General features: G+C 43.9%; 13 protein-coding genes. 6 read left to right on the top strand and 7 right to left on the bottom strand.

From position 1 onward, the window contains the following. Positions 1 to 11 precede the first annotated feature (11 nt). The 4 genes from V1U08_RS05955 to V1U08_RS05940 all read left to right on the top strand — a co-directional run bounded on the left by V1U08_RS05955 (position 12) and on the right by V1U08_RS05940 (position 4,172). Positions 12 to 719, top strand: coding sequence for a 1-pyrroline-5-carboxylate dehydrogenase (locus V1U08_RS05955; RefSeq protein ID WP_020335026.1), 708 nt, complete (start codon positions 12 to 14; stop codon positions 717 to 719). 136 nt (positions 720 to 855) lie between these two features. After that, complete coding sequence (gene putP / locus V1U08_RS05950; protein WP_020335025.1) at positions 856 to 2,349, top strand: sodium/proline symporter PutP; 1,494 nt, start codon at positions 856 to 858, stop codon at positions 2,347 to 2,349. A 574-nt stretch (positions 2,350 to 2,923) separates the two neighbouring features. Next, complete coding sequence (locus tag V1U08_RS05945) at positions 2,924 to 3,172, top strand: hypothetical protein (RefSeq protein WP_014235099.1); 249 nt, start codon at positions 2,924 to 2,926, stop codon at positions 3,170 to 3,172. 523 nt (positions 3,173 to 3,695) lie between these two features. Beyond that, positions 3,696 to 4,172 carry an Lrp/AsnC family transcriptional regulator gene (locus V1U08_RS05940; RefSeq protein ID WP_006740877.1) on the top strand — a complete coding sequence of 159 codons (477 nt, stop codon included), beginning with the start codon at positions 3,696 to 3,698 and terminating at the stop codon, positions 4,170 to 4,172. 70 nt (positions 4,173 to 4,242) lie between these two features. Here V1U08_RS05940 and V1U08_RS05935 read toward each other — a convergent pair whose 3' ends face one another. Beyond that, entirely contained in the window at positions 4,243 to 4,950 is a 708-nt protein-coding gene (locus V1U08_RS05935) for a DUF445 domain-containing protein (RefSeq protein WP_065300603.1), read from the bottom strand. Positions 4,951 to 5,284: 334 nt separating this feature from the next. Continuing rightward, a complete protein-coding gene (locus tag V1U08_RS05930; RefSeq protein WP_014235097.1) occupies positions 5,285 to 5,488 on the bottom strand; it encodes a hypothetical protein in 204 nt (67 codons plus the stop codon). Positions 5,489 to 5,978: 490 nt separating this feature from the next. Here V1U08_RS05930 and V1U08_RS05925 point away from each other — a divergent pair, with 490 nt between their 5' ends. After that, entirely contained in the window at positions 5,979 to 6,980 is a 1,002-nt protein-coding gene (locus tag V1U08_RS05925) for an arginine deiminase-related protein (RefSeq protein WP_014235096.1), read from the top strand. A 162-nt stretch (positions 6,981 to 7,142) separates the two neighbouring features. Here the strand turns inward: V1U08_RS05925 and V1U08_RS05920 are convergent, their stop codons facing one another. The 4 genes from V1U08_RS05920 to V1U08_RS05905 all read right to left on the bottom strand — a co-directional run bounded on the left by V1U08_RS05920 (position 7,143) and on the right by V1U08_RS05905 (position 12,050). Further along, positions 7,143 to 8,714: an arylsulfatase gene (locus V1U08_RS05920; RefSeq protein ID WP_014235095.1), complete on the bottom strand. Its 1,572-nt coding sequence runs from the start codon at positions 8,712 to 8,714 to the stop codon at positions 7,143 to 7,145. A gap of 312 nt (positions 8,715 to 9,026) precedes the next feature. Then, positions 9,027 to 10,595 (bottom strand): alkyl hydroperoxide reductase subunit F, encoded by a 1,569-nt coding sequence (ahpF, locus tag V1U08_RS05915; protein ID WP_065300601.1) that lies wholly within the window; start codon positions 10,593 to 10,595, stop codon positions 9,027 to 9,029. Positions 10,596 to 10,754: 159 nt separating this feature from the next. Next, complete coding sequence (gene ahpC, locus V1U08_RS05910) at positions 10,755 to 11,312, bottom strand: alkyl hydroperoxide reductase subunit C (RefSeq protein WP_014235093.1); 558 nt, start codon at positions 11,310 to 11,312, stop codon at positions 10,755 to 10,757. Between the two features lie 279 nt (positions 11,313 to 11,591). Next, positions 11,592 to 12,050: a MarR family winged helix-turn-helix transcriptional regulator gene (locus V1U08_RS05905; RefSeq protein WP_243977305.1), complete on the bottom strand. Its 459-nt coding sequence runs from the start codon at positions 12,048 to 12,050 to the stop codon at positions 11,592 to 11,594. A gap of 135 nt (positions 12,051 to 12,185) precedes the next feature. Here V1U08_RS05905 and V1U08_RS05900 point away from each other — a divergent pair, with 135 nt between their 5' ends. Next, positions 12,186 to 12,608 (top strand): organic hydroperoxide resistance protein, encoded by a 423-nt coding sequence (locus V1U08_RS05900; protein ID WP_243977303.1) that lies wholly within the window; start codon positions 12,186 to 12,188, stop codon positions 12,606 to 12,608. A 52-nt stretch (positions 12,609 to 12,660) separates the two neighbouring features. Here the strand turns inward: V1U08_RS05900 and V1U08_RS05895 are convergent, their stop codons facing one another. Further along, positions 12,661 to 13,560 carry an AraC family transcriptional regulator gene (locus tag V1U08_RS05895; RefSeq protein ID WP_330470166.1) on the bottom strand — a complete coding sequence of 300 codons (900 nt, stop codon included), beginning with the start codon at positions 13,558 to 13,560 and terminating at the stop codon, positions 12,661 to 12,663. Positions 13,561 to 13,599: the final 39 nt, after the last annotated feature.

The raw sequence follows: 13,599 nt of genomic DNA, 5'->3' as shown, positions 1-13,599 counted from the left end.
GGAGTCGCATTATGGTTCATCAGATCACATATTTTAAAGATGCATTTTCTGCGTGGGAACAGTGGAATCTGACCGATTTTGATTACAAATGCGAGCACGCGCTGGCATTTAAATCTGCACTAGAAGGGCACAATGCCACAGTAGCAAAAGTGGTTTCATACCACTTGCAACAGGCGTCAGCACTTCTTGCAGAAACTCATCAGTTAGTAGGGCCTACTGGTGAAACTAACGAGCTGTATGCTGCAGGTCGTGGCGTAGCTTTGGTGATTTGTGAAAACAACACCGAAAATACGACTAACGCGTTATACAGTGCATTTGCAATGATCACCTGTGCCTTAATTGCTGGTAACAGTGTTGTGATTTGCAGCGACAATATCGAGCTAAACCAACTGGTTACAAAAGCGGTATCGTCGACGAACCTCCCATCTAACTTAGTCCAGGTAGTTGCGTATGACGCCTCAGCACCGTTGCTTGAGAGTGATGTACGTAGTGTGGGTTATGTTGGGCATTCTAAGGTTGAGCACGCGCTCAATCTTCAACTGGCTAAGCGCGATGGTGCCATCGTCGGCTTAGTTTCTGAAACGGATTTAGAGTCACCGAAATTGGCTCATGATCCTCATCTGTCGTTACGCTTTATTACTGAGCGTACTCGAACGATAAATATTACCGCGGTGGGTGGTAACGCAACTCTACTCGAGCTGGGGAACGAAACTCACTAACCTGACTTGTGACACCAATTTGGAATAGCTCCCCTGAGAACCGTTTCAGGTTGGTGTCTCTTGCTTTGCTGTATTGCTGAGATGGCAAAATATCAAAGAAGACAAGGAAGGAAATAATTATAACGAGGACTATCTAATGATAGAAAATAGCATTGCTATCACGTCCACTTTTGTGGCGTATTTATTAATCATGGTTGCCATTGGCGTTATTGCGTATAAGAGGACTGCCAACTCATCTGATTACTTCCTAGGTGGCCGTAGCCTAGGTCCGTGGCCTGCTGCGTTATCTGCAGGTGCTTCAGACATGAGTGGCTGGCTGCTACTTGGTCTACCAGGTTACGCTTATGCTGCGGGTATCGAGGCATTTTGGCTAGCAGGTGGTCTGCTGGTTGGTACATGGGCGAACTGGTTAATCAGTGCAAAACGTCTACGTACTTACAGTATCCAGACTGACGCGCTGACATTGCCAGAGTTCCTGTCACGTCGTTTCAACGACAAATCAAAACTGATCCAGACAATCTCTGCGTTTTTCATTCTTCTATTTTTCCTTTTCTACACCAGCTCTGGCTTGGTAGCAGGGGGCAAACTGTTTGAAACAGTATTTGGTCTAGATTACACCTATGCGGTTATTATTGGCACGGTGTGTGTGGTTTCTTACACACTATTCGGTGGCTTCCTGGCGGTATCTTGGACAGACTTGGTGCAAGGCCTGCTAATGGCTGCAGCACTGATGATCGTGCCTGTTGCAGTGATGGACGGTGGATTAGGCCAGCTTTCATCAGATATGCATAACATCAACCCTGAACTACTGACGCTTTGGCGTGATGTGAAAGGTGAGCCACTATCGGCTATCGCGATCATCTCTCTGGCAGCTTGGGGTCTGGGTTACTTCGGTCAGCCTCACATCCTGGCGCGTTTTAAAGCGACTCGTTCAAACAAAGATTTGACGACTGCACGCCGTATCGCAGTGGGTTGGACAGCGCTTTCAATGGCGGGTGCAATGCTTGTAGGTCTTGTTGGCCTTGTATGGGTTGGCGATCACTCTGGTGTTCAATTAGAAGATGGAGAGAAAATCTTCATGCTACTGGTTAACACGGTATTCCACCCAGTTATTGCAGGTATCTTGCTTGCAGCGATTCTTGCAGCGGTAATGAGTACAGCAGACTCTCAGCTTCTTGTTTCTTCTTCAGCACTAGCAGAAGATTTCTACAAGCAAGTATTTAAACCAGGCGCATCTTCAGAAGAAATCGTAATGGTTGGCCGTGTAGGCGTGATCGTGATTTCTCTGCTTGCTCTATTCTTGGCAATGACACCAGACAGCTCAGTACTAGGACTTGTATCTTACGCTTGGGCAGGCTTTGGTGCCGCATTTGGCCCAGCAGTAGTACTTAGCCTTTACTGGAGTGGTATGAACCGTAACGGCGCGCTTGCAGGTATTCTGGTTGGTGGTGTGACTATCGTTCTATGGAAACAGCTATCAGGCGGTTGGTTCGATGTTTACGAAATCGTACCGGGAATCATCTTCTCTACACTGGCTATCTTTGTAGTAAGTAAAATGACTGGTGGTGCTGCGCACGACGTATTGGAGCAACACAAGTCATACAAACAGAAATTGATTGATTTGGACTAATTTCTAGTCACAGATGAAACCAATAAAGCTCGCTTCAAAGCGGGCTTTATTTTTGCCTGAATTTTGCAAATGTACACCCAGACATTCTCACCGTACTTTTACTCCTCCTTCCTTTTATGTTTTGAGAACTCCTCCTCAAACGGCATCCGTATTTTTCCTTTTCTAGGGCATTCGCTGACATCTTGATAGTAATTTAGGATGCAGCATAAAGGCTCTATATCATTGAATAAAAAGTGAAAGTTAGTACTAAATATGTAGTTAACCGCGTGAATTTTCCACTTAAAGTAGCGTTAATTGGGGGATTTCTAACAGTTAGCTTTAGGAATGGTTTTAAAAATAGTGATATTCAACAATTGGTTATGTGTGTTTCATCAAGTTCTGACAGTAATTGGCATTAAATTTCACAAAATAACAACAAAAATTGACATCTGAGCAATGTCTCAATTTTATAAATACATTACCCTGTTTTTTGGAGGTAGGACACAAAACTCAAAAGGGTATTTTTTAATGTGGAATTATTTTGAACAAAATATGTCAATTATCAGTAGCACAGAAAAAATTGGGAGAAAAAGAAATGCCGGATATTTATTGCTCAGCTTGTAGAAAGTCGACTCAACATAAGGTCATCATGAGACGTTGTGAGTCGCAGCCAGTTGAAACCTTGACTGGCAAAGTTCTGAGCTTTACACAGTTGATGGCGAAGTTCGTTTCGGGTGAACATTATTATGAGATGGAACCTCAGTATTTTTGTCGTCGTTGTAATCACCGCGCGATTGGCGAAGTGGTGTCACATCCGACAAGACAAACGTCTGCAATTATGTAGTTGAGTCGATGGTTTTCGTTAAAGTGCGCTGACCCTAAATGCGAGTCGAACAGTAATAGCGAGTACATTTAGGTGCTTGAGTTTTGTGACTTTGTTAAACGGTGATGTAGAGCTCTTGGCTCGCTCAAACGGTTTAAATAAGTTGCAGCCTCTATCTCTCTGTTGTTTCATTGAATCTGGCTCAATACGTGTGTTTCAAAGCCATGTTCCTTTGTTTTATGCATCGACAAATCGTGCGCAATCCGTGTTGCTCTCCCAAGCATGAACACAATGTCTCTCATCCATCTTCAGGCTTTTTCTTCGGCTTTTTCCCCTACGCTACTTTTTAGTTAACCTGAGATAAAATGAGAGATTCACCGTATTTGGTATCAATGACGTTGGGCTGGTGGGCATTGGCGTCTGCTTTTTATGCGTATCCAATACAAAAACAAAGCTGGTTTCACACGTTAGTCATTTGCCAGTTTGCAAATGCCTTACTAACGATTATGGTGAGCCTCCATATGATATGACTAGGGTGTGGTTGATGAGTTATCAATTGGACAGGATTGACCTGCATATTTTGAGAGTGCTTCATTCACGAGGCCGAATTCCAGTTGTTGAACTAGCAAAGCAGATAAATCTAACGACGTCGCCTTGTTCTGATCGGGTTAAAAGACTAGAAAAAGAAGGCTATATCAATGGCTATCATGCGGAGCTGAATGCAGAAAAATTGGGTCTGGACGTGCAAGTGTTCATTCACATTCGTCTAGATCAAACCAGCTTCTCGATATTTGAGAAATTTGCCAAGGCGGTTGAGTTGATGCCTGAAATCGAGGAGTGTTATTCGCTCTCCGGGGATTTCGATACCATGATTAAAGTTCGCGTCAAAAGCATGAAAGCGTATCAGGAATTTATGTCTAGCAAGCTTGGTACCCTGCCGGGAGTGATTCAGACACGTAGTGAAGTGGTCATAGAAGAACATAAAACCGGATTTGGTGTGAACCCTGAGCTACTGGGCTAAGCTTAATCTGATGCAATCAAAAAAGGAGCCATTTGGCTCCTTTGTCAATTGTGCTCAGAATATTAGCTGATTAGAAGCTGATGAAGGTCGTAATCACACCAATTACGCCGCCAAAAACACCACCCCAAACAACAAGCCAGCCCAAGTGCTCTTTAATCATTTTCTGCACCATCTCTTTCACTAAGGCTGGTGTCAGTTCGCTGAGGCGCTGATCGATAATGCTTTCGATGTTTTGTTTGATTTCATCCATCATCGCAGGTGATTCAAACTGTTCTTTCAGCGCCTCTTTTACTGAGTCGCTTTGGCTTAGCTCAACTAAGGATTCTTGCATCTTCTCTACAAAGGGCTGTTTCATTGGCTGAAGCGCTTCTGAACCGCCAAACATCGCCAGCATTCCACCAAACTGAGAGCCTTCGATCACCTCCACCAAAGAATCAAAGGCAGGGTTGAAATCCACCTTATTAATCACAGGTTGCAGGTTGATGCTCGCGCCGCCCGCCATCTCTTTATTCAAGAATCGGTCAATATTAGCTTCAGTAAAGAACTGCTCCATCATCAGGTTCTTGATGGCGAGTTTGAATTCTTCAAATCGTGCCGGAATAACACCAGAACCATATAAGCCGGGTACTTTTTCAAACAGCATATGGATGGCTAGCCAGTTGGTGATAGCTCCAGAAAAGGCAAATAAACCTGCATACCAAAGATAGTTGTTTTGAAGTTGATGGCCAGCACCCATCAATATGATTGCGAGGACATTCGTTAACAAACTTTTGTTCATAGTGACCAGTTATGTAAGAAATTAGCAGTGAATTAAGTGGCGTGATTTTATACCTAAATAACCTCTAGATGCTAGATTCAGCGGGGAGGACTTGGTTCTAGGATGTGGAAATGATTTGAAGATTTATTAGAGAGATAGAAAAATAAAACCCGACAATCATTGTCGGGTCACTGCTTTTTCTTAGAAAATCTAAGTGTCATTTTTGTATTTTTAGATGCGGTAGATCTTACAACAAAGTTGGCATTTCCATCTTTCTGAGTAGCCAAATAGCTTGTCAGTCCAACTCGGTTTAAGTTGTACGATCTGCATTGAACCACATTTACACATAATCCAATTACCTTATTATCAGTTTAATTACCTGCGACCACTTATCGTGGTTTGGGTAGAACCAGCCGTCTGTTGAGTATAGCTGGTTATCAAAACGTAGCTTGATAAATGATCCAGTCAGAGACTCTGTAAGGTGTTCATCGCTGTGGATACGCAATGAGCCAAGATAGTAGCAGAATAGTACGGCTTTTATCGTGTCGTGTTGTTTCATATCCGAGAATCTATACGCTCTCTATGATTATCCTTACTCTAGATAATGCGAAAACCACAGCTGCCTTTGGCTCTTTTGGCATCATTCCTGTCTCCATATCTTCAATTTGTGGTGATCGGTCTTTTCTTTGAAAATATCTTGTTTCGCCATTTTATTTGCTGAATTTATATTCACATTTTAAGGTTTTTTATTTTGCGTTGTCTGTTTGTGATTTCTGATGTTTAAAGCAATTTTGATAATGAATCTTGCATATCTTTAAGCTAACTCTGTGTAATTGGCTATAATTTGAGTTCGTAACACTGATTTTTTCGATTTGTAACCCGTGTAACACAAAAAATTAAGCCTGTAAGGTGGCAATTATTTTTTCTGAGTTTATGGGGTTTGGCAGTAAATTTTCCTTTTGGAAGGATGAAATAATCGTGAAAACAGTAAAACCTTACGTAACAATGTATTTACAATCTCCTCATTCTAGTGAGAAGGAATGTATCGGATGCTATTACACGAATCAGTACCCCAATTTGCAAATGGGAACGAAGAAAGCACACAAAGTGCTCTGCGCCATACCGCAAACTGCGTAGTGATGGTGCCACCTAAAGAATTTCGCTTTAACGAAGAAACTGCGAGAGACAACGAGTTTCAGAATCAGGTGTCACTCAGCCAGAAAGAAGTTTCTCAAAAAACCATGGCTGAATTTGCTGCGATGGTAGCAACCTTGCGTCAGGAAGGCGTTCAGGTGGTGGAGTTTGATTATCCTCTGTCAGATGTTGCGACGCCAGATGCGGTATTCCCGAATAACTGGTTCAGTACAACGTGTGATGGGACCTTATATACGTTCCCGATGGCGTGTGAAAACCGTCAGAAAGAAGTTCGTCCAGACGCTCTTGTCGCCGCGTTAGCGAAAGCGGGACGAGAGGTATCACAGCAAGCTAGCTTAACCGAATACGTTAACGATCAGGCGTATCTGGAAAGTACTGGTGTGATGATTTTTGATCATTTTAACAAGACAGTTTATGCGGCACTTTCTCAGCGCTGTGACCGTTTAGTTCTGGAAGATTATGCAAATCGTATTGGCTACGATCGCGTGATTTCATTCCAAACACGTTTGCCTTCTGGCTCACCGATTTACCATACCAATGTAATGATGGCGGTAGGTGAACAGTTCTGTGTTATCTGTGACGAAGTAATCCCTGAGTTCGAGCGTCGCTTTGTGCTGAAATCACTGGCGAAAGACAAGCAAGTGATCTCGATTTCGATTGAGCAGATGAATCAGTTTTGCGGCAACATCCTTCAACTGGAAACCGTGAATGGTGACAAGGTGATTGCGATGTCTCAATCGGCATACGATGCGTTTTCACCAGCACAAAGAAACCAGTTAGCGACGCACGGTAAGTTACTGCCGTTTGATGTGACGACAATCGAATCTATCGGTGGTGGTTCTGTTCGCTGTATGTTGGGTGAAGTCTTCTTGCCAAGCCGTCAAGCTATGCTGTAAGTACTTACTAACTAATTTAGCTCTAAACGTTTCGCCAATCCTTTTGAAGGGTTGGCGAAACTGTTTCTGTCTGCCACATATTCTTTGGTGTACAGGTTAATTTGGTACTAAAAAAGGGCGAACAGGAAATAGTTCGCCCTTTGCATTGATATTCAGAGAATGTTATTGCTGCGAAGCGCTCATTGCATCTTCTATCACTTTAGACATATCAAAAGTCGTACCGCCTTGTGTCGGAGGATAGTCCACTAAGCTTTGGACATGTTCTGCCATCATTTCACTCACAGGTGCAAGCATCCAAGAGACTTTCTGAGCTAAGTGACCGTTTGAGTCTACTGAATCATAACTTTCGAATGGGTCGGCACGTAAGTTGTACACTTTAGGTTTAGCTAAAGGTAATAAGTTGTCATAGTAGTGTTCGGCAATGGCAAAGTGGAACTTCCAAGGACCAAGGCGAATTGCTGACAGCTGACTTTCAAAATAGTAAAAAATCGAGTTGCGGGCCGATTTGTCTGACTCACCCTTCCAGTACGCTAAGTTATCAATACCATCGATGTACTGTTTTTTCTCTTTGATCATTTTCTCTTTAACATCTTTAACCCCCGCGGCAGAGGCTAAAGTAGTAAAGAGATCCTGGTGTCCTTGAATACCATTCAGTACTTGCCCTGGAGGAATAACGCCAGGCCATTTGACCATGGTCGGTACTCTAACCCCACCTTCATAGGTGGTCATTTTTTCACCGCGGAATGGTGTCGTACCACCATGAGGCCACGATGAGTGCTCTGGGCCATTATCTGTTGAGTAGACGATGATGGTGTTCTCTGTTAAGCCTCTTTTTTTAAGTTCTTCCAGTAAAAAACCAATGTCATCATCGTGCTGCATCATGCCGCTGCCGTAGACATCATATTCACTGGTAAGATGCTCTGCTGCGTAGCGCCATTTTTCATCTAAGCGTGTGTACAAGTGCATTCGGCTGGTGTTTATCCAAGTAAAGAACGGCTTGTTGTCTTTTATGGATTTATCGATAAAGTTGACCGCCGCCGGCAGCATTTCTTCACGGTCAAAGTTCTTCATACGCTCCTGACCCAGAGGGCCTGTGTCGGTACATTTTTGTTTACCAACAGCCCCAAACCTAGGCTCAACCGTTTTGTCTTCGGTTTCTGTAGCGAAGCAATGTAACACGCCACGAGTACCAAATTTTTTCTCGTACTCTTCAACTGAGCCTGAATATTCCTTGGCGAAGTTTTGGAAATCTCTCTGTTCGTGTTCTTCTTGGGTGTTTAAGTGGTATAAGTTGCCGAAGAACTCATCAAAACCATGGACAGTTGGCAGGGAAAAGTTTTGGTCACCCAGATGGTTTTTACCAAATTGTCCGGTCGCATAGCCTGCTTCTTTTAATACCTCAGCCAGGGAAGGCGATCCTTTTTGAATCCCTAGAGTACCGCCGGGCATCTGCACAGTAGTCATCCCCGAACGAATCGGGTATTGCCCGGTAATAAATGCTGCACGGCCTGCAGTAGAGCTAGGTTGGGCATAGTGGTCGGTAAACATGATGCCTTCATTGGCAATACTGTCGATGTTCGGTGTTTTGTATCCCATCGTACCCATGCCATAAGCACTAACGTTTTGCCAACCAATATCATCACCAAAAATGACCACAATATTTGGCTTTTCAGCGGCCAGAGCCGTTACTGGTAAAGCTGCTCCTATCATTGCTGCAATTGATTTGATTTTCATAGATTAATTTCCATATGCTACTGACTGTCCAAATCAGTATAGTGCAAGGATTTCATTCGGTTTGAGTTTGAATATCTTTTTGGGATTTTTGCAGGCGAGGCACGTTAGAGTCGCAAATATTTTCAACGAGTCGTGTTTTTAAGACAGAGGTAACGTGAAGGCAGCATGACGATTTTAGATATTTTGAAGAATCTGATTATTTTATGATGTAAGTACTTACTATTTCTTTAGGCACAAAAAGCCAGCAGATAGAGGTCTGCTGGCAAAGTCTTTGGGCTTCTTTTCTTTTTATTGTTCCAGAAGTTCTGGAGATTAACCTTGCTTACGAATCAGGTAGTCAAACGCGCCTAAGCTTGCTTTTGCACCTTCACCCATCGCAATGATGATCTGTTTGTAAGGTACCGTTGTTGCGTCACCCGCAGCAAATACACCTTCCAGGCTGGTTTCACCGTGACTGCCTACTTCAATTTCACCACGTGGAGACAAGTTCACATCTGAATCTTTCAGCCACTCTGTGTTAGGAACAAGACCGATTTGAACGAAGATACCCGATAGCTCAAGTTCTTTGATTTCATCTGTGTTGCGGTCTTTGTATTTCAGGCCAGTCACGCGCTTGCCGTCACCTACAACTTCCGTTGTTTGTGCCATGGTAATGATGTCGACGTTTGGTAGCGAGTTCGCTTTGTTGATCAGTACTTGGTCAGCACGTAAAACATCAGCAAATTCAAGAACCGTTACATGTTCCACAATACCTGCTAGGTCGATTGCCGCTTCGATACCTGAGTTACCACCGCCGATAACGGCCGTCTTTTTACCTTTGAATAGCGGACCATCACAGTGTGGACAGTAAGCAACGCCTTTATTGCGGTACTCTTGCTCACCAGGAACATTCATTTCTCGCCAGCGAGCACCTGGGCTCAAAATAACACTTTGACTCTTAAGCGTTGCGCCACTTTCTAGCTGAATGTGGATAAGACCATCTTCAGTATGTGCTGCGCCCATTAGCTTTTTAGCTTGCTGCTCTGTCACAACGTCAACGTCGTACTCTTTCAAATGCTCGCCAAGATCAGCCGCCAGCTTAGGACCTTCAGTGCGTTTCACCGAGACAAAGTTTTCGATCGCCATGGTGTCCATAACCTGACCACCAAAACGTTTAGCCACAACACCAGTGCGGATGCCTTTACGTGCTGCGTAAAGTGCCGCTGCACTACCACCTGGGCCGCCACCTACAACAAGAACGTCGTAAGGTTCTTTTTCATCCAGCGCTTTTGCTGCTTTCTCGCTTGCGCTGTCGTCGACTTTGTTCAGAATTTCTGTAAGTGACATGCGGCCTTGGCCGAACAGCTCACCGTTAACGAATACACTTGGTACTGCCATGATATCGCGCTGTTTCACTTCGTCTTGGAACAAAGCACCGTCGATCATGGTTGCTTTCACTTTCGGGTTAATCGCTGCCATCATGTTAAACGCCTGAACAACATCAGGACAGTTCTGACAAGACAGAGAAATAAAGATTTCTACATCCAGTTCTTTATCTAGCGCAGCGATTTGTTCAATCACTTCTGGTTCTAGCTTGATTGGGTGACCGCCAGAGTGAAGCAGAGCAAGGACTAGTGACGTAAATTCATGGCCCATAGGCAGGCCAGCAAAGCTAAGTGCTGTTCCTTTAGTCGGGTTGGTTACCGCCATTACTGGTTTACGGTCACTGGCTGCGTCGTCACGAACAACAGAAATATGCTCGCTCATTTCTGCGATTTGATTAGCGAGAGACAAAATATCATTTGCCGCTTTGCTTTCATCTAGGCTAACCACTAGACGTACGTCTTCTTTTACATTAGCCAGATATTGTTTGAGTTGTTGTTGGATCGCTTGGTCTAACATAGTTGTTATTACCTTTTAATAAACAGAAGAGTGGTTACTCTGGATAAAAACATGAGGAGAGAGCAAACCGGGAAGAAGGTCGTCAAGGTATCTAACCCGGATTGCTCTCTTTAATTAGGTTTTGGTTCTTAGATTGAACCAGCGTTGGCTAATCTAGAATTAGATTTTGCCTACTAGGTCTAGAGAAGGTGCTAGCGTTTCTTCGCCTTCTTTCCATTTAGCTGGGCAAACTTCGCCTGGGTGTGCAGCTACGTACTGAGCCGCTTTAACTTTGCGTAGTAGGTCTTCTGCGTCACGGCCGATGCCTTCTGCAGTGATTTCCATTGCCTGGATAGTACCTTCTGGGTCGATTAGGAACGTTGCACGGTCTGCAAGACCTTGACCTTCACGCATCACGCCGAAGTTGTTTGTGATGTTGCCAGTTTGGTCGCCAAGCATGTAGTAGTTGATTTTGCCGATAGTCTCAGAGCTGTCGTGCCATGCTTTGTGAGTGAAGTGAGTGTCTGTTGATACTGAGTAAACTTCAACGCCACGGCTTTGTAGCTCTGCGTAGTGGTCTGCTAAGTCACCTAGCTCGGTCGGACAAACGAACGTAAAGTCAGCTGGGTAGAAGAAGAATACCGCCCACTTACCTAGAACATCTTGTTCTGTTACTTGTACGAATTCGCCTTCTTTAAACGCTGTAGCTGTAAATGGTTTGATTTTAGTATTGATCATTACTTTACTTTCCTTTCGGTTATTTTGGATTAGCAAATCTTGCTGTCGGAAAGTATATTCGCATCTGAGTTAGGTTAAATAAAATTGCTTTTAACTATCTTATTGATAGCTGATTCCTATTTTCCTAAATAGAAAAAACCTATTACGCCTAATTTGTACTGACTATTAATAGGTTTTTGTTTTTCACTCTGCGATGACCATGTTGCGCCTGGATAGAAGCTTCACAAGCCAATAGTTTTAGGTTTATTTATTGTTATTATAGTGTTAATTAAATGTAAATTACACAAGTGTATCCAACAGCTTGTTGCACAAATTCTTTAAAGTAATCAGTTCATCCAGTTCTAATGTTATTTTGCAGGCTATGGCATTAGGAACGGATTTAGCGCGTGTTTTTAACTGTTTTCCTTCGCTGGTCAGGTTCAAAACTCTCACACGCTCATCGCTTTCGCTTCTCCCCCTAGTAACGAACCCTTTTGCTTCTAGTCGTTTCAACAGAGGCGTCAGTGTGCCTGAGTCCAAGTGAAGGCGTGAGCCTAATTCTTTGACACTTGCGCCGTCTTTTTCCCAAAGAACCATCATGACCAGATACTGAGAGTAGGTAAGTTCCAGCTCATCCAGTAGAGGACGATAAGCGCGAATGACGGCGTTAGCTGCACTATAGAGCGGGAAACACACTTGATTTTCCAGCAAAATTTTCTCATCGTCGTTCAATGGGTTTTCTGTGTAGCACTGACTCATGGGCTTGGCCTATCTGTTCACTATGGAGGTTATAAAAATAAATTGTGCACAATATAGTTGCAAGTGAAGTTTGTTTCGATATAAGATTGCAAACAATTAAATTGTACACAACTTAAATTGAAAGGGGATATTCGTATGACGACGTTATACAAAACTCAAGCAACTGCTCTTGCCGGTCGTAATGGCCAAGTGAAAACTGACGATGGTCTATTGTCTCTCGACTTAGCATACCCGAAAGAAATGGGTGGCACAGGTGCAGCAACAAACCCAGAGCAACTGTTTGCTGCGGGATACTCGGCGTGTTTTTCTAACGCGATTTTACACGTAGCGCGTGAAGCTAAAGTGAATCTCAAACATGCGCCAGTAACCGCAGAAGTGGGCATTGGTCAGAACGGCAACGGCGGTTTTGCTCTTACCGTCAGTCTGGCGGTTGAGCTGGATTTACCACAAGAACAGGCGCTTGAACTAACTCGTACTTCACATCAGGTTTGCCCTTACTCGAATGCGGTACGCGGTAATATCAATGTTGCTGTAACCGTGAATGGTGAAGCGATTTAATTGAGTTGGATTGCTTAAAGAAAGCCTGCGCAATAGTCGCAGGCTTTTTTGACTATTTGATGGCAGTGCAGAAACTGACGTCTGCATGGTGAGTTTGTGGGTCAAAGCTATGGTAAAGCTCGAAGCAAGGACGATCATCGCTTTCAATGCCAGACTCAATCACTTTAGTCATCAAATCATCCCATGCTTTTGAGTATTGGCCGTTTTCCGTGATGCGTTGACGCATGACTGCGTATTGACCACCAGGAAAGTCTTGCAGCTCAATGCCACTTGGAACTTCGGTGTCTTCAGGCACCATCAAACAGATGTCAGTTCGACATTTCTCGTTCGGCGTGATTTCTGGGTTGTCGTGGTAAATAAAGATGCAGGTGTTGCCCGCCAGACCTTTCATGCCAGCCCATTGGTATAGATGACCTGCTGGCTCTTCATAGCCTTCGCCGTAAGGACCATTCACGCGAATGTACGCCAGTTTGGTTGCGTCAAAGTGTTGCGTTTCCATAATAATGCTCCATGTTGTGAGTTCAGAGCCAGTATATGAATCGCTGGAATTTTCTTCGTTTCCGTTCTTGCGCAATGTGTGTCCAATCTTGCTGTTTCGCGCTAATTCAGAAAACTGTTGGTAGTTTTCACAATCGCGAAAGGCCGTTGGCGTCACCCCATAATGTTGTTTGAACGCTTTGGCTAAGCTTTGTGAGCTAGAAAAACTGTACTCTAAAGCAATGTTGAGCACCGGTTGTTTGGATTTGAACAGGTCATCCGCTGCGGCTTCTAGTCTTAAACGTCGGATGAAATCGGCTAAGGTCTCGCCCTGCACGGCTTTGAAAGTACGATGAAAGTGATAGGGGGATAAGTTCGCTAGCGCCGCCACTTCGAGTAGATTGAGTGGTTCGTTAAAGTGCTGTTCCAGATAGCGAATAACAGGAACGAGTCGTTTTTGATAATCGACGCGCATTATTGGTTCATCCTTGTTTGATTTGCTCAAAGCGTATCG

Origin of the sequence: Vibrio sp. YYF0003, from assembly GCF_036350715.1 — a bacterium.
GTDB lineage: Bacteria > Pseudomonadota > Gammaproteobacteria > Enterobacterales > Vibrionaceae > Vibrio > Vibrio natriegens.
The sequence above is the reverse complement of the archived record's forward strand: the minus strand, read 5'-3'. Positions and strand labels throughout refer to the sequence as shown.

What these genes read in the sequence shown, in the direction of transcription:
- V1U08_RS05945 (WP_014235099.1), top strand. Translation starts at nt 2,924, where the DNA reads ATGCCGGATATTTATTGCTCAGCTTGTAGAAAGTCGACTCAACATAAG.
- V1U08_RS05930 (WP_014235097.1), bottom strand. Translation starts at nt 5,488, where the DNA reads ATGAAACAACACGACACGATAAAAGCCGTACTATTCTGCTACTATCTT.
- putP (WP_020335025.1), top strand. Translation starts at nt 856, where the DNA reads ATGATAGAAAATAGCATTGCTATCACGTCCACTTTTGTGGCGTATTTA.
- V1U08_RS05940 (WP_006740877.1), top strand. Translation starts at nt 3,696, where the DNA reads ATGAGTTATCAATTGGACAGGATTGACCTGCATATTTTGAGAGTGCTT.
- V1U08_RS05920 (WP_014235095.1), bottom strand. Translation starts at nt 8,714, where the DNA reads ATGAAAATCAAATCAATTGCAGCAATGATAGGAGCAGCTTTACCAGTA.
- V1U08_RS05935 (WP_065300603.1), bottom strand. Translation starts at nt 4,950, where the DNA reads ATGAACAAAAGTTTGTTAACGAATGTCCTCGCAATCATATTGATGGGT.
- V1U08_RS05895 (WP_330470166.1), bottom strand. Translation starts at nt 13,560, where the DNA reads ATGCGCGTCGATTATCAAAAACGACTCGTTCCTGTTATTCGCTATCTG.
- V1U08_RS05925 (WP_014235096.1), top strand. Translation starts at nt 5,979, where the DNA reads ATGCTATTACACGAATCAGTACCCCAATTTGCAAATGGGAACGAAGAA.
- ahpC (WP_014235093.1), bottom strand. Translation starts at nt 11,312, where the DNA reads ATGATCAATACTAAAATCAAACCATTTACAGCTACAGCGTTTAAAGAA.
- V1U08_RS05955 (WP_020335026.1), top strand. Translation starts at nt 12, where the DNA reads ATGGTTCATCAGATCACATATTTTAAAGATGCATTTTCTGCGTGGGAA.
- ahpF (WP_065300601.1), bottom strand. Translation starts at nt 10,595, where the DNA reads ATGTTAGACCAAGCGATCCAACAACAACTCAAACAATATCTGGCTAAT.
- V1U08_RS05905 (WP_243977305.1), bottom strand. Translation starts at nt 12,050, where the DNA reads ATGAGTCAGTGCTACACAGAAAACCCATTGAACGACGATGAGAAAATT.
- V1U08_RS05900 (WP_243977303.1), top strand. Translation starts at nt 12,186, where the DNA reads ATGACGACGTTATACAAAACTCAAGCAACTGCTCTTGCCGGTCGTAAT.